The following is a 14,918-nucleotide window of genomic DNA, read 5'->3' as shown; positions in this document are numbered from 1 at the left end:
ATAGGCGCACAGCGAAGAATGATCTTGGGTATGGCGAACGAAACCGATACGCCCGCATGGTTGTCCGTGGCTTTCGCCGAGCGTGGGGTCCGGCGCTTCGGGCCGGGAGAGAGTAATCCGCGCATTGTCGAATATAACGGCCACACCAATCTGGTGGGCTATGACGACAAAATCTCATGGTGCTCGTCGTTCGTGAACTGGTGCCTTGCAAAAGCCGGGCATCGCGGCACGGGATCGGCCCTTGCGCGTTCGTGGCTTGAGTGGGGCCGGGTCCTCGGCGGGCCGGCTTACGGGTGCGTTGTTGTCTTGTCCCGCGACGATCCTGCTAGCTGGACCGGGCATGTCGGCTTTTATCTTCGCCACGACGCCGAAACCATTTACCTCTTCGGCGGCAATCAGCTTGGAGAAGTACGCGAGCTTGACTACCCGCTGGAGTCGGTGCTGGGCTACCGCTGGCCTGACTAAAACGCACATGAATCAATGTCCCGCTCACACGGGATCGTGACAGCACACGCAGATCTTGTTTCCGTCCGGGTCCCGAAAGTACGCACCGTAGTAATGCGGGTGATAGTGCGGCCGCAAGCCCGGCGGCCCATCGCACCGGCCTCCGTGCGACAGCGCAATGGCGTGGCAGAGATCAACGGTATCGCGGTCATGTGCCAGAAGGGCGGTCATTTGTCCGTTGCCGGGGCTGGCGGCGTTTCCATCGAATGGCGTTCCGATCAGGAACAAGGGGCGCGGCGCGTCGGCCGCGACCCAGCCTGCCCAGAGCTTGTCATCGTCGCGGAATTTCAATGGCAGCCCTAGCGCCTCCATGATCGGCGAGTAGAAACGGAAAGCGCGATCAAGGTCGGTGACGCCTACATGGACGTGTGAAAACATCTGGCCATCCCTTCTGATGGTGAGTGAGGGCGACTGGGCGCCGCAGCATCATAATCTGGCCAGTGCGGGCCGCTGGCAAGCCGTGGCGAAGCCCACCGGGCGTCGTGGCTTTGCCTTGGCCGGAACCGCGCTTGTTCAAGTACTCACCGGCTTCGTCGTTCGCACCAGAACAGCTTCCACACAGCCGAAAGCGATCAGCGGAGCGATAGCACCGGCAGGTCCGGCAATTTCGTAGCCAATTCTCGCGCAGACGTAAAGGAGAACCAGCATGCTTTGCATCATGCCGGGAGCGCCTGTTGCGCGATGCTGCGACCCATGGTGGTATCCGATCCAGAAAGCGAAACGCGTGGCGATCCAGACCACCGTGGTTGCGACGACCGCGCGCATTGCGTGTCCGTTGGCGCAGTAGAACGCCAGCGCGAATAGTCCGGGGATAAACAGCACCAGTTGTTCGAGCGTGTTCTGGAGATAGCGCAGGTTGATCGTCATGCGCCGTGTTTCATAACCCGACAACGGATCGATTGCCGGCGAACGCAAGCGTTCATGCGCAACGGCTTCAATGCCTGTGAGGAAACAGAACAGGATAGCGAAACAGCTGCATTTTAGAGCGAACACAAGTCGGGCGAGTGGCTCCTCCATGCCGCCAAGCGGCGGCATGAAGTAGTAAACGCCAAGCCACAACGCAATAGTGACAGGGAACGCTATTGCGACTTCCCAGATCAAGGTCGATTGATGCCGGCGGATCTCGCCGGCAGCTTCAGATTCAAGGGTTTTCTTCATGGTTGTCTCCCCGAGGCCGTGCGGCCGAAGTTGGCATAAGGCCTTTTGACGGCCCGTCAACGCGGCGGAACCCGCGGTCAGGCGGCGCGGGGCTCCAGCGTTTTGGCTCCAAGCCTTCACGCGGCGAGAGATTCCGGGGCAGGCCAGACTGCAACTAGCCGCTGCAGAGGACTTGTCGCGTTACGAGTACAGATTGCTTGAGACCGGCGCGCACTGGATATGGCCGGCGCCGCGCGGAAAATAGATCAGTGATCCTGAGCATATCGATTTGGGACAATGCGATAAACGCACCGGTGTCCACCAGCCAGAAGATGCTGCTCGCGCGTGGCGGCGGCATCGTCTCCCGCCACCTCCTGAAACAAGCGCAGCTCCGAGCGGCAAAACCCCTGGCAAGTTCGCGCTGCGGCGCAGATCGGGCAGTGGTCTTCAATCAGCAGCCAGTCATGGCCGTCGCGTTCCACCCGCGCCATGTAACCCTCGTCGGTGCGTAGCGCGGCAAGCCGTTTCAGCCGCTCCGGCAACGTCCTGCCGGCGCGCGCAGCCGCATAGAGCGCCCGCGAGTCCGCCTCGCGCTGCGCAATCAGACGATCCATTCCGTCCTCGCCGAATATCTGCCGGATCGACCCGATCAACTGCACGGTCAGCTGCGCATGGGTGTCCGGGAACCTGCGGTTGCCCGCCTCCGTCAGCGCCCAGTTCTGGCGCGGCCTGCCCACGCCCGCTATGGCCTCCTGCTGACCCTCGATCAAGCCCGACGCCGCCAGCTTCTGTACCTGCTGGCGGGCAGCCTCGGGGGTCATGTCGAAGGCTTGGGCCAGGGTCGCGGTAGACGCCTGCCCCTTCGTCTTGATGAAAAACAGAATGCGATCCGCAGTCGACAAACCACTTGAATTATCCAAGTTACGCCTTGTGTAATCTGAGGCGCCTGCTTAATATGCAAGCTAATGTTTTGATAATAGGCCTAAGCGGTCCTACTGTCGAGGTCGAGGAAAACCCATGCCTGTTGCCGATACACCCCATATCACCCCTGCCACCCAGAGGACCCATTCGACTGGCCAACCTCCGGTGGATCAGCCGGGCACCGCAGCCTGGAGCGACTTGCTGCGAGGCAGGACCGGTGTTCTGGCGCCGGGCCTTTTGGACGTTGTTGCCGCTGTGCGTCCTGCAAGCGCTGCTGGTGGTTGTTCGCAAGCTTCGCCGTGGCGCCTGCGCTAGTGGTCTTGGTGACTCGGCGAGTTACAAAGACGCGAGCGGCATACGAAGCTATGTAACCAAGCTCGTGAAATGCGCCAATTGCTGCATGCGCCAGCAAACCTTTCACTTGGCTTGGCAGCAAGGTTCACAAGGACTCCAATACGCGGGATATTCACCGCGTTCTTGCTTTAAAGGCCTGACACTGTATAAGCGTCAGGCCGGTGATCGACCGGTTGCGGATGCTGTCCTTACAGATGTTAATAAAGCAGTATTGGCAACCCGCTTATTTGCGGTCGATCGCCCTGGCGTCTTAAGTCCGCTATTCGTTCTTTGTAAATGTCACGTCATCGTTTGCAACGGAATGTATGTAATGTGAAGTGTGTCATCCACCGGCGGCAAACCTGCGTTAGACAGTGCGTGTCTTAGGTCGAAGCTAACCTGACAAACTGAAAACTACCGGAGGTTGCACCATGAAGGTAAGCTTGCGCCGAACCCATGCAGCCGTACTTTCTGCCATTGCATTGTTAGCGGTGGTCCCCATGCCGGGATGGGCTCAATCCGTCCCGTCGCCTACCGCTCCCGCAGCGTCTGTAATCGATCCCCCGGGCCGTGTCGCCCGTCTCAACTACTTCGACGGCAGCGTGACAATGGAACCGGCCGGTGCAACCGACTGGGCTTATGCGGAACTGAATCGTCCGCTCACCACCGGCGATCAGTTGTGGGCAGACACTGGCGCGCGAGGTGAACTGCACGTCGGCTCTACTGCGCTGCGGCTGAGTCAGCAGACCGCGTTGAACATTGTCGACATAGACGACAAGAACCTCCAGTTGAAGGTCACGCAGGGCGCGCTGTCCACACGCGTGAGAGCATTGCCCCCCGGGCAGACTGTTGAAATAGACACACCGAACGTCGCGATGCAGGCGTCGGGCCCGGGCGAATTTCGTGTAGACGTCGCACCCGACGGTAGTTCGACCACGGTGACGCTGCGAAGCGGCACCGCCAATCTTTATGGCGACGGCGGTGTATTTCAGATGACCGCGGGCCAGCAGATCACGTTCACCGGAGTGAATCTCCAGCAACAAGCCGGCGGACCAGCACCCGCTCCCGATGCCTTCGACCAATGGGTCATCAGCCGCGACCGTGCAGAAGATGCTTCGGCATCCGCACGATATGTATCGCGGGAAATTCCCGGTTACGAGGACCTGGATGCGAATGGTACGTGGCGCAGTGACCCGAACTACGGCGAAGTGTGGGTTCCGACCGTCGCGGTAACTGCGCAATGGGCGCCTTATCACCAGGGCCATTGGACCTGGATTGCGCCGTGGGGCTGGACGTGGATAGACGACGCTCCCTGGGGCTTCGCGCCGTTCCACTATGGCCGCTGGGCGTATCTGGGCAATGCCTGGGCATGGGTGCCCGGACCGGTTGTCGTCGCGCAGCCGGTGTATGCGCCGGCGCTCGTCGCGTTCGTTGGCGGCGGAGGCGGAGGGCACTGGGGTGTCGACCTGGCCATTGGCGGCGCCGTGGGCGTGGGGGTGGCCTGGTTTGCATTGGGACCGCACGAACCGTGGCATCCGGGCTCGGGTTATAGCCCGAGCTACTACAACCGGGTCAACAATGTGAACATCACGAATGTACACAACACGACCATCATCAACAACATCACGAACATTCACAACACCTATATCAACCAGCGAGTGCCTGGCGCTATTACGGCCGTGCCGGCGGATACGTTCGTGCATGGCCAGCAGGTGGCGCAGGCATCGCGCAGGCTGACAGCGCAACAAATCAGCGGCGCGCAGATCGGGGCAGGCACAGCCGCTATCGCACCGGTACGCGGCAGCTTCACGGGCGGGATGCGCACCGCTTCTGTAGGCGCGCCCGCGATGGCCATGCAACGTCAAGTCGTTGCTACCCGCGCACCGGTTGTTCCTGCCGCCTACCGCGACACGCTCGCGCAACACTTCGCCGGCAGCGGCGGGCGTGTTGCCGGCGCGGGTGAGCCGATCGTGCGCACGACCGTACCCGCAGCCTTCGTGCGTCCGCTGAACCGTGGTGCGTCCGCGGCGCCGTCGCCGCAAGGCTATCGGCTGGTGAACCGGGCGCAAGCCCGTCCTGTCGGAGCGCAAGGCGCGCCTGCCGGGAACGTTCAAGCGAATGCTCCGCGCGAAGAAGCGCGTGCGCCGCAAGCTGTGCGTCCTGCTGAACCTGTGCAGCAGCAGCGGGCACCTGTAGCCGCTGAAAATGGCGCGCCACGGCCGCCGGGCGAAAGCGCCGGCCACGAGCCTGCGGTCCATGCAGGGCGTCCGGCTCAGAACGAGCCGCAAGTCCCCCGGCAAGAGCAAGCCATGCGCGAGCCGAACGTTCAGCAACAGCATGCCGCGCCGGCAGCGGCGCCTCGTGCAGAGGAGCATGCGCGTCCGGTCGAGCCGCCGGTGTCTCATGTGGAAAGACCGCAGCAGGAAAGACCGCAGCAGGAAAGGCCACAGCAGGAAAGGCCACAGCAGGAAAGGCCACAGCAGGAAAGGCCACAGCAGGAAAGGCCACAGCCTGCGCGTCCGCCGGTTCACCAGGAAGCGCATCGGGCGGAGCCTCCGCGTCCTGAACCGCATCCGCCAGCACCCAAGGGTAATGAGCATCACGACGAGCATTCGAATTGAACGGATGATCTGCTGATGGCCAGGCAGCCGGTTTTATTCGCCTCAACGAGCATGACCGGCTGCCGTTCGCTGTACGCGTGTTGTGAAGCGAGGAAGGCGCCACGTGTGTCGCTAAACGCTAAGCGCGCTAAGTGCTTAGTGACAGTTAGCTAGCGACAGGCATCGAGTCGGTAAAAGCTTGCAGACAAACACCACGCGCAGCCCGATCAAGTTTTTTCCTGATCTCCAGTGCTAAAGGTTTTTTGTCGACCGGTCAAGCGCTGCGATAATCCCGGACTTCCTGTCAGGGCACCCGTCCTTGCCTTGCGGGACCCTCGTGTCAAACCCCGTTGCCACGCGAATAACCAGCCTTAATGATGGAAACCAGAGCCATGTCGACTGAAAACGCCCCCCATGAGCATGCGGTTGAGCATGCAGCGCATTCGGGTGATCCGCTATCCCGCTGGGTTGCCGTGTTCACCGCCATTCTCGCGGCGCTCGCGGGTCTTTTGCACTACGAGGAAGGGGTCTTGCAAACGCAGTCCCTGCTGTTCAAGAACGACGCCGTGCTGTTGCAAAGCAAGACCAGCGACGAATGGAACCTGTATCAGGCGCAATCCAGCAAGGGACATCTGATGGAGCTTGCCGCTGAATTGTCGGGCCCGGACAAGCAGGCGTACTACCGCGACCAGATCGCCAAATACGAGCTTAGGAAGAAAGAGATCCAGGCCAAGGCGCACGACATGGAAAAGCAGGTGGAAGAAGCGAACCTGCAATCCGAGCGCAAGGGGCATCCGCAACACATGTTCGGTCAGGCGCTCGCGTTACTCAACGTGGCCATTTCGCTTGCGGCAATCACATCGCTCACGGGCAGCCGCAAATTGTTTGTTGTTGCGGGCCTGGCGGGTGTCGCGGGTATCGGCGTGTCGATTCTCGGGTTCCTGAATATCTGAACCAGCGCACTTGTTCGCCTACCTGGCGTGGGGTTAGCTAGGCGCCCGGACACGTCGCGGCACGATGGTTCAGGCCTTCATGTTCAACGCTAAAGGCCGCTTTGACCTTGTCTTCGTTTTGCGTAATACGCAGCACGTAGATGCTGTCGTAATCCGTGCTCGCCCAATGAGGCACGCTCGCCGCGTCGCCGCCGGCGTCGCTGACAATCTTGCGGGCAAGCGCCTCGATAATCTTGTGTTCCCAAGCGACTACCACCAGGCTGCTTTTGTATTGTGGTGAGAGCAGGGTCGCATGCAGGTCGTCGGTCCTGGAAAATCCAATCGATGCGTTGACCGGCAGACCAAAATAAATCGCCGTCGGTTCGATCGTCGCCAGGGGGCGGACATAGTCATACTTCGTGCCGCTATCGTTCTTTTGCCTGGCCGGATCAGGCGCAAAAATGAAGTCCGGCTTGCCGTATTTACTTTCGATGACCCGAGGCAACGCGAGCGCACGGTTCAGCCCCTGGCAACTGAGCTGTCCGAGCCCGGCGGCGGGTTTTTCTCCGTGACGGACCATGACGATCGTTTCAACCGTGTCGCCGGCGGCGCAGGCCGGCATCGACGCAAGCACCGTGATGGCGAGCACCAGCGATAGAACGCCTGACGGCGGGCGGCTGCAATTTTTCATGAGTGGTTGGCCACGTTGCGTTTGAGCCGCGATTCTAGCAATTCCCGGCCCGGCATCCATCAGGCAACCAATCGCTCGTTATCGCTTCACTGCAAGATAAGCGCGGCTGAGGGTTGGCCGGCTATGCACCCACAATCTGGATGCGAGCCACGACGCCGGACGGTCACGCACTTCAAGCCGATAAATCGAGCGTTCGCCGGCTTCTTCAGTTCCGCGAATGTTGGGACCCATCTCGCACGTATAGAAGTGTCGGAAGCCGGCTTCGCGAGCGACTTGCCGGTAGTCGTCGTCGTAAAAGCCGTGGGGCCAGCAAAGGTGGTCGGATGCTTCGCCTATACGCGTCTCGAGCGCCGCCCGCGCAGTCAGGAGGTCGCGCCGCAGCGACGCACATTTCTCTTCGCGGTTGCGGGCGACCTTATCCCAGCGCACATGACTGTGCGTATGGCTGTGAAATTCGAACGTCCCGGCGCGACGCATCGCGTCGATCTCGGACCATCGCAGGATAGTGCGATCTGCTTCCCCGTTCTCGATAGCGAGATCACCTTCGTGATGACTGAGCAACTCAGGCAGCTCGCCGCCTGAGTGCGCGTGAACGCGCGGTGCTCCGTCGCCGGGCCAGCTCGTGACCAGGAAGCACAGCGCGGTAAAGTCGTGCCGCTGCAGCACCGGATGGGCATGCACCCAGTTGTCGAGATAACCGTCGTCGAAGGTCAGCACGATCGATTTGGCCGGCAACGACCCGCCGGCCAGATACGCGCTCAATTGCGCGGCCCCCACGGTCCGGTAACCCGCTTGCGCGAGATAAGCCATCTGGGCCGCAAAGCGTTCGGGCGAAACCGTGATCATTCCTGGCGACGTGCTGATGTGGTGATACATCAGAACCGGCACCGCATGCGCTTGCGCTTTCCCTCGCTCTCTCACGCGTGAAGCCGCCGTTCGCTGATGCCGCGCTCGTAGAAGTCGATGGTTTCGTCAGCCATGCCGTCGACCGTGAAGCTGGCGTCGGTCAGGAGACGTCCTGCCACGCCGAGTTGCGCACGCAGCCTCGGGTGGTCGATCAGGCGGGCAATGGCCGCTCGCAGCGCCTCGATGTCATGGGGCGGCACAAGCAGGCCGTTCACGCCGTGGGTGATCAGTTCCGGCACGCCATCGACGTTCGTGCCGATGACCGGCAAGCCCGCCGCCATCGCTTCAATATACGACTGCCCCAATGCTTCCTGATGCGTGGGCAGCACGAAGAAATCGCAGCCCCGCAGCACATTCGGAATGTCCGTGCGAAAGCCCAGCAGATGGACCCGATCGCTGATCCCGAACCCGTTGACAATATTCTTGATCTTGTCGAACCAGGGCCCGTCGCCGGCCATCACGACATGCAGGTTCGGACGTTCAGTGAGCATGGGCCGGACCGCATCGATCAGATCCTCATGGCCCTTTTTATCGCGCACGATGGCGACCATGCCCGCGATGATCGCGTCTGCGCCGAGCCCGAGTTCATCACGCAACGTGGAGTGCGAAAGCGCCGGCGGCTTGACGATGCCGTCATAGATGGTTTCAACGCGGCTCTTCGATACACCCGCTGAGATCAGGTACTCGCGCACATGCCGGCTCACTGCAATGACGCGATGCGGAATCCATGTGTAGGTGGCAAGCGAACTGATGGGCAGGGCGAGGTGGCGCGTGCGGACCACGAGCGGCGTGCCGGCGAGCCGCCCGGCAGTTCCCGCAACAATACTGTCATGGCCGCTATGCGTGTTGAGAACGTCGAACTTGCGGCGGGTCAGCAGCGACTTGACGGTCAACATGGACGATACGTCCGCGCCGCTTTTCATCCTCGCGTGGTGGACGGTGAAACCTTCCTCTTTCGCACGTAGGCCGAGGCGGGCACCAACAGGACAGACGACCTCCACAGCGTGGCCCCGGGCGCGCAATACGATCATTTCCTTGAGCGTCCTGTGCTCCTGGCCGCCCCAGCCGCCTGACGACTCGCTGTGCAATATGCGTAATGCTTTCATCTGTTCGCTGCTCCCCGACAATGCGTAAACATCCTGTAGTGGTCGTAATATATAGTAATAATCCGAGAAAAATGTAGTCGAATTCAAAAAAACTCGACGGCCGCGTAGACGTTACAAAGCCTTACCCGGACTACGCCTGACCAGACTGAATACGGGCAGAAATACAAACGTTTGCGGATTGTTCAGACGTTTATTCTGACGCCATCCTGATCGAATGGACGCATAAAGAGCGCAGGTAGCCCACGTGAATTAATTCGGAGTCAGAACGGAATTCCGCTGCCTGAGGAAGCTCAATCGAGGACACGGCTGTAAGCAATTGAACTTAGTGTTCTAGGAAAGGTCGTTGCGGCACCGTGAGGTTGGCCGGGCAAGGCGACGTCGGATCTGGATTCACACAGGCATATGCAATCAATATGGCAGTAGCCGATAGAATATATTTTACATTCCGACCAGCGCTTTGTACGCTGTGCGCTTTCCTGGTCGATCAAGTCGGAGCCCGGGAAAAATCACTTGGGCTTCTTGGCCTGACAGGAGCGTTGAATGTTTGAAGCCAGGCCGCATCACCTTCTATTGCGCATGGCGCTTGCAGCCATGTGCTGTGTTTCCGGCCCCCGCGTCTTCGCACATGAACTGGCGCTGCATCGCTCCTCGCCGGACAGTGCTCAGGCCATGGAGGTGTCGTCGACCGGTGATGGCGTGGTGGAAGACCTGCCTTTGCAAGGCGGAGGTTTCCAGCGGGTCATGTATTCCGCTGCCCGGCGCGAAACAAAAGGCATCATCGTGATGTTTCCGGGGGGCACCGGCGAGATCGACATAGAGAAGAGCGGGCGCGTCAAGAATGCGAAGAATTTCGTCGTGCGCTCGGACGATCTCTGGCGTGACCGGGGTTATGGGATCGTGCTGGTCGATGCGCTGGATCACCAGTCCATGCGAGGGCAGCGCAGTAGCGCCGCGTACGCAGAGGTAACGAAAAAGATCATTGAGTTTGCGCGTAGGCAGGCAAATGCCCCTGTATGGGTGCTCGGTACCAGCCAAGGTTCCATTGCCGCCGTGAACGCTGCATCCCATGCCGGAAGAACGCAGCTTGCCGGCCTGATACTGACCGAGTCCGTGTCCATTCTCGGTGGTTCTCACGAAACAGTTTTCGATGCACATCCCGACGATGTCCGCGTGCCTTCGCTTGTTGTCGCAAACGTGGATGACAGATGCAAGGTCGCACCGCCTTCCATGGCGCAGTCAATCGCGCGATCGATCCGCCGCGCTCCGACAACAGTCATGACCGTCAGCGGTGGCGAGCAACGTACCCAGGATGACTGCGGCTCCCTGACCCCGCACGGCTACTACGGAATAGAAGAAAAGGTAGTCAATGGCATTGTGGACTGGATGCAGCAAACGCAAAACCGGCCTTGATTTGAAGGGGTATCGGCAACGCAAGGTGAACGCACGCTGGGTCGCCGCGATTGCCCCAAACCGTAATCCGTGCTCCAGGTTTAACTTATGATTGAGGCCTTCAAAAAACAAAGTTGCCGGCCATGATCCCTGACGCTTCCCGTGATGACCAACCTGCGCTGACCGGTCCCACCATCGAGCTTCGTCCTCTGCGGTCATCGCATCAGGAGGCGCTGGTGGCCGCCGCGTCAGATGGTGAATTGTGGGCCATGACGGTGACGGTCGTTCCCGGTCCGGAGACCGCGGGGCAATACATTGCCACTGCGCTTGCAGGCCGGCAAGCGGGCACGGTGATGCCGTTTGTCATCGTTAAGTGCGAGACCGGACAGGTGGTGGGCAGCACCCGGTTCTGGAAGATCGATCGCGTTAATAGAAAGCTCGAAATTGGTCACTCCTGGCTGAGCGCCTCGGTGCAACGCTCGGGTGTCAACACGGAAGCGAAGTACCTTCTCCTGACCCACGCGTTCGAAGCCATGAACGCCGTGCGCGTTCAATTCACCACAGACGAGTTCAACGAAAAATCCCGGGCGGCGATCCTGCGGATTGGCGCAAAGCAGGAAGGCATTGTCCGTCACGAGCGCATCATGCCCGATGGCCGCAAGCGCAACTCGGTGCGGTTCAGCATCATTGATTCTGAGTGGCCGGAGGTAAAAGCATTACTGCAGCAGAAGATGCGCTTGAAATAAAACCTGACCGGCCGGCAGCAGATTATGCAGCGCAGCAAAATGCTTCGCCGTTAACCTCGTGTCATTCCGAAAGCCATATTAAATATGAAAGAAACTAGTAGGCTTTAATTAATATAACGATAATATTCAGCCACGTCAGCTTTTCAAAATTAATATCGCAAAGTGATTCGGTTATATTTACCCCAAATATTAACAAAAGGTAACGTCATACGATTCCAATCAGTTAAATAATGATTCGTTCGTTTTCGCGCACAAAATTGAGAGAAAAATTCTGTGTTTTCGCCACTTCTGGGATAGTGGCCGTTCAGTGCATAACGTGTGAGGAACTATTACTTATTTCCGAGTCTTTGCGAACGTTACACGGATGAAACGTTTTTTTGCGAATATAATTCGTCCATCCAAAGCGGACTGTAACTAATACCAGGCCGCTGAAAGAGGATTTCCATCTCAGAAGCATTGACTGATATGGAATTGATCGCTGCTTTCAACGCGCGAAACCTGCGCGAATGCTCCGCGGACGGATATCGCGGTGCAGCATTGACGCAGCTTGTTGTCTGGGATAACCCGTTGTTTCCACGGCATGACGTCTCCGGCCAGGGCGCGCGTTTCTGCGCCCTGCGAGTAGTCACGCGCGCGGCGCCAAGGCGACCGGAAGAGGTGAGCCGAAGCACGGATGGGTGAGGCTTGCCGTCATCCATCAGGGCTGTACCTCGTTTCGATTACATGGGCGTGATTTCAAATTTTATAAATAGGTATGCAAACGATTTAAGCGAAACCAACAATTGTTGCGTTGCTGAAGATGCAGCGTGCGGCGGCTGACGTCCGTTCCGTAGAGGTTGATGAAACCTTCGGGCGGGGGATAAGCACGCGCGCGGTCCAGCCGCAGCCGGACATGTGACAGCAGGACGATGTAGCCTGGCCGGATTCCTCGAAGCAAACCCAGTTTCCTGTCTTTGTGACCTTATCAAGACAGGCGGGATAAATTCGCCATTAATTAGGATGACAGACTATATGAAGCGCTATTTCATGTAATTAGCCGGTTCTCCAGACACGAGAGTCTTGGCCAACCGGGAACCCGCGAAGTCACGCGCGCGTTCGGCATTGACATGTCCAAGGGCGCCGTTCTTGCAGCACGACAGTGATCAGCACCATCCCCCCGGTCAAATCTCTTAGCTCCACAAAAAACGCGAACGCGGGACGACTCCGGTCGATCTTGTCGATCCTCGGGGAATACTTGTAGCGGTACAACAGGGACTATGATGAAATATTTAAGACTACTTCCGATTTCGGTCGCAACGACACTTGCTTTCCTGGGTGCCGGCAACGCCCAGGCGCAAAGCAGCACCATCACTGTCAGCGGCGTGAAATACACGTTCTGCGGGAGTGAGAATGACAACTGCACGTTTTCCGGCAAGGGTTCCGTGGTGTTTGGCTCGGTTCCGCCCAACTCGCCGACTACCATGTTGACCAGCCCGCGCACCTTCACGAACGGGGTCGGCTGTTATGTCGGCGCTGTCTCGCAGACCGATCCGGCTTACGGCTATGGAAAATCGTGCTGGGTCAGCCTGGCATCGACCACGAAGCCGGTGACGACTCCGCCGGCGACTACCACCCCGGTGACGACTCCGCCAGCGACCACCACCCCGGTGACGACTCCGCCGGCGACCACCACCCCGGTGACGACTCCGCCGGCGACCACCACCCCGGTGACGACTCCGCCGGCGACTACCACCCCGGTGACGACTCCGCCAGCTACCACGCCGCCCGCAACCACGCCGCCGGCTACCACGCCGACCCCGGCTGCTTCGGCCATTTCATGCGGCTCGCCTACACAAACGGCAGGCGGTAGCACTAATGGGTTGATCAGCGCCGATACACTGACAACCGACGGCATGCGGATCTTCCCGAATAACACGGCATTCAGCGTAGCGGTCACGACCAACGCGCCGAACGCGGACACGGTCATCTGGTCGATTGCCGACGCGAACGGCGCGATCAAGACGCAGGGCAGCTTCGCCGTGAAGTCCGGCGCGCAGACCGCCACGATGTCGTGCAAATCGACATGGTCGGGCTACGGCTCGATCACGGCCACGTTGCAGTCCAACGGCGGCACGTTGCCGAACCTGGGCACGCGTCCCATGGGCATTGCAACATTCGGCGTGTTGCCCAACCTCGCGTCTGTGCTTGGTACGGTCACGTATGCGCATCAGGACCAGCACCGTTTCGGCATGCAGGGTTTCAACGACAACATCAATGCGCTGCACGACCTCGGAATTTCCTGGACCATTGACGATCGCGAAGTGTCTGCCATGGAGCCGAATGGCCCCAACACCTATACGCCGAGCGTGAGCGACCTGGACCCGTTCTACAAGCAAAACCCCGATCAGATGCGCATTGTGCGTCTTGACGGACTGCCGGCATGGGATTCGAAGTCGGGTCAGTTCAACGACATGGCCTATGCGCCGTCGAACATGACCGAGTTCCAGAACTACATGGGCCGCGTGGGTACCGACACGAGTCTGATCCGTGCCGCGAACTATCCGAACCAGCAGAGCAACTACTACCAGGTGACGTGGGAACCAGGTTGGATGGACAGCAACGCGAATTTCGTCGCGATGTACAAGGCCGCTTATCAGGGCTTGCACTCGACCGATCCGAACGCCGTCGTGATGGGTCCGACCAACCCCTTCCCGGCCAATTGCCCCACCGCTTGCACGGGGGGTTACCTGCAAACCTATGGTGCAATGGGTTTGTGGAACTATGTCGACGCGATATCGACACATGGTTACTGGAACGCAGGAACCTATCCGGCGCATCCGCCTGAATTGCAGGACTCGGATCCGAACCCGGCTAACCAGGCCAACGCGCTCGACAACCAGGTGACCCAGTTGCGCGCCATCATGCAAGCCGGCAAGCCGAACATGAAACTGTTCGCCACCGAAGCGGGCACCAGCTACGATCCGGGCATCAACTACGGACCTACGTCACCGTCGCAGAACCAGTTGTTTGCTCAAGCGGCTGTTGGCGTGCGCTCGCACATCATCATGCTAGGCGGCGGCGCGCAAGTGACCACGCTGTTCTATGGTTCGGACTATCCGGGCGAAGTCGGCTACGGTACGTTCTTTGACCTGAACGACGCCCAGGGCGCGTACGGTGCATCGAACCTGTCACCGAAGCCCGAAGCACTGGCATTCGCCACGATGACCCGCGCACTCGACGGCACCAACACGCTTGGCCGCGTGACGGGTACGCCCGCCGGGACCTTTGCCTATGCGTTCCAGCAACTCGGTAACGGCAAGGTTGTGACGGCATTGTGGGCGCACAGCAATGCGCAATGGCCGGCATCGGGCGGACTGTATAGCCAGACCTACTCGACGACCTACTCGCTTCAGGTGGACGCTGCAGGCGCATCGGGCAACGTGACGGAGATCGACGGTTACGGCAATGTCAGCACGCTGCCCTATACCAACGGCAAAGTGACGCTGACGCTGACCGAAGTCCCGCAATACATCGTCTCGAGCAATGCGACGGTTGCCAAGGCCAACTCTACGGTTCCGGTTGGCTACACGGGTCAGTAACGCAAGTTGCAAGCACGCCTGATGGGCCGCTGCCAGCAAGAGCCGCCCGTTAGCAAAAAGCCAATGCCTCGCGGT

The 14,918-nt window shown here is 59.6% G+C and carries 12 protein-coding genes; 6 read left to right on the top strand and 6 right to left on the bottom strand.

The window, feature by feature from the left end; all coding sequences use genetic code 11:
• Positions 1-30 precede the first annotated feature (30 nt).
• The gene (locus AWB69_RS05880; protein WP_231936993.1) at positions 31-465 is read left to right on the top strand and encodes an NlpC/P60 family protein; all 435 of its coding nucleotides are present in this window, start codon (positions 31-33) and stop codon (positions 463-465) included.
• Between the two features lie 24 nt (positions 466-489).
• Here the strand turns inward: AWB69_RS05880 and AWB69_RS05875 are convergent, their stop codons facing one another.
• From AWB69_RS05875 to AWB69_RS05865, 3 genes are all read right to left on the bottom strand, one after another.
• Positions 490-882: a VOC family protein gene (locus tag AWB69_RS05875; protein WP_062083158.1), complete on the bottom strand. Its 393-nt coding sequence runs from the start codon at positions 880-882 to the stop codon at positions 490-492.
• A gap of 135 nt (positions 883-1,017) precedes the next feature.
• A complete protein-coding gene (locus AWB69_RS05870) occupies positions 1,018-1,662 on the bottom strand; it encodes an MAPEG family protein (protein ID WP_062083156.1) in 645 nt (214 codons plus the stop codon).
• A gap of 245 nt (positions 1,663-1,907) precedes the next feature.
• Positions 1,908-2,561: a helix-turn-helix transcriptional regulator gene (locus tag AWB69_RS05865; protein WP_062083154.1), complete on the bottom strand. Its 654-nt coding sequence runs from the start codon at positions 2,559-2,561 to the stop codon at positions 1,908-1,910.
• Positions 2,562-3,326: 765 nt separating this feature from the next.
• Between AWB69_RS05865 and AWB69_RS05860 the strand changes: the two genes are divergently transcribed.
• Together AWB69_RS05860 and AWB69_RS05855 are read left to right on the top strand one after the other, a co-directional pair.
• Positions 3,327-5,516: a DUF6600 domain-containing protein gene (locus AWB69_RS05860; RefSeq protein WP_156528753.1), complete on the top strand. Its 2,190-nt coding sequence runs from the start codon at positions 3,327-3,329 to the stop codon at positions 5,514-5,516.
• A 371-nt stretch (positions 5,517-5,887) separates the two neighbouring features.
• The gene (locus tag AWB69_RS05855; RefSeq protein WP_062083150.1) at positions 5,888-6,448 is read left to right on the top strand and encodes a DUF4337 domain-containing protein; all 561 of its coding nucleotides are present in this window, start codon (positions 5,888-5,890) and stop codon (positions 6,446-6,448) included.
• A 37-nt stretch (positions 6,449-6,485) separates the two neighbouring features.
• On the opposite strand, the gene AWB69_RS05850 is transcribed toward AWB69_RS05855, so the two are convergent.
• The 3 genes from AWB69_RS05850 to AWB69_RS05840 all read right to left on the bottom strand — a co-directional run bounded on the left by AWB69_RS05850 (position 6,486) and on the right by AWB69_RS05840 (position 9,130).
• Positions 6,486-7,118 (bottom strand): hypothetical protein, encoded by a 633-nt coding sequence (locus tag AWB69_RS05850; protein ID WP_156528752.1) that lies wholly within the window; start codon positions 7,116-7,118, stop codon positions 6,486-6,488.
• Between the two features lie 78 nt (positions 7,119-7,196).
• Entirely contained in the window at positions 7,197-7,994 is a 798-nt protein-coding gene (locus AWB69_RS05845) for a polysaccharide deacetylase family protein (RefSeq protein ID WP_062083147.1), read from the bottom strand.
• Positions 7,995-8,035: 41 nt separating this feature from the next.
• Positions 8,036-9,130, bottom strand: a complete 1,095-nt coding sequence (locus tag AWB69_RS05840) for a glycosyltransferase family 4 protein (protein ID WP_062083144.1) — start codon at positions 9,128-9,130, stop codon at positions 8,036-8,038.
• 540 nt (positions 9,131-9,670) lie between these two features.
• Here AWB69_RS05840 and AWB69_RS05835 point away from each other — a divergent pair.
• The 3 genes from AWB69_RS05835 (at position 9,671) to AWB69_RS05815 (ending at position 14,843) form a co-directional block, all read left to right on the top strand.
• Entirely contained in the window at positions 9,671-10,540 is an 870-nt protein-coding gene (locus tag AWB69_RS05835) for an alpha/beta hydrolase (protein ID WP_197500174.1), read from the top strand.
• Between the two features lie 125 nt (positions 10,541-10,665).
• On the top strand, positions 10,666-11,265 hold the full coding sequence (locus AWB69_RS05830) for a GNAT family N-acetyltransferase (protein WP_197500182.1): 600 nt from the start codon (positions 10,666-10,668) through the stop codon (positions 11,263-11,265).
• A gap of 1,256 nt (positions 11,266-12,521) precedes the next feature.
• Positions 12,522-14,843: a hypothetical protein gene (locus tag AWB69_RS05815; RefSeq protein ID WP_062083136.1), complete on the top strand. Its 2,322-nt coding sequence runs from the start codon at positions 12,522-12,524 to the stop codon at positions 14,841-14,843.
• Positions 14,844-14,918: the final 75 nt, after the last annotated feature.

Source organism: Caballeronia udeis (genome assembly GCF_001544555.2).
GTDB classification, from domain to species: Bacteria; Pseudomonadota; Gammaproteobacteria; order Burkholderiales; family Burkholderiaceae; genus Caballeronia; species Caballeronia udeis.
Note: the sequence above shows the minus strand (reverse complement) of the source record. Positions and strands in the feature narration are given on the sequence as shown.

Excerpts from the sequence above, each read along its gene's own strand:
- AWB69_RS05845 (WP_062083147.1), bottom strand. The coding sequence starts at position 7,994 with ATGTATCACCACATCAGCACGTCGCCAGGAATGATCACGGTTTCGCCC.
- AWB69_RS05880 (WP_231936993.1), top strand. The coding sequence starts at position 31 with ATGGCGAACGAAACCGATACGCCCGCATGGTTGTCCGTGGCTTTCGCC.
- AWB69_RS05860 (WP_156528753.1), top strand. The coding sequence starts at position 3,327 with ATGAAGGTAAGCTTGCGCCGAACCCATGCAGCCGTACTTTCTGCCATT.
- AWB69_RS05850 (WP_156528752.1), bottom strand. The coding sequence starts at position 7,118 with ATGAAAAATTGCAGCCGCCCGCCGTCAGGCGTTCTATCGCTGGTGCTC.
- AWB69_RS05875 (WP_062083158.1), bottom strand. The coding sequence starts at position 882 with ATGTTTTCACACGTCCATGTAGGCGTCACCGACCTTGATCGCGCTTTC.
- AWB69_RS05835 (WP_197500174.1), top strand. The coding sequence starts at position 9,671 with ATGTTTGAAGCCAGGCCGCATCACCTTCTATTGCGCATGGCGCTTGCA.
- AWB69_RS05840 (WP_062083144.1), bottom strand. The coding sequence starts at position 9,130 with ATGAAAGCATTACGCATATTGCACAGCGAGTCGTCAGGCGGCTGGGGC.
- AWB69_RS05815 (WP_062083136.1), top strand. The coding sequence starts at position 12,522 with ATGATGAAATATTTAAGACTACTTCCGATTTCGGTCGCAACGACACTT.
- AWB69_RS05855 (WP_062083150.1), top strand. The coding sequence starts at position 5,888 with ATGTCGACTGAAAACGCCCCCCATGAGCATGCGGTTGAGCATGCAGCG.
- AWB69_RS05870 (WP_062083156.1), bottom strand. The coding sequence starts at position 1,662 with ATGAAGAAAACCCTTGAATCTGAAGCTGCCGGCGAGATCCGCCGGCAT.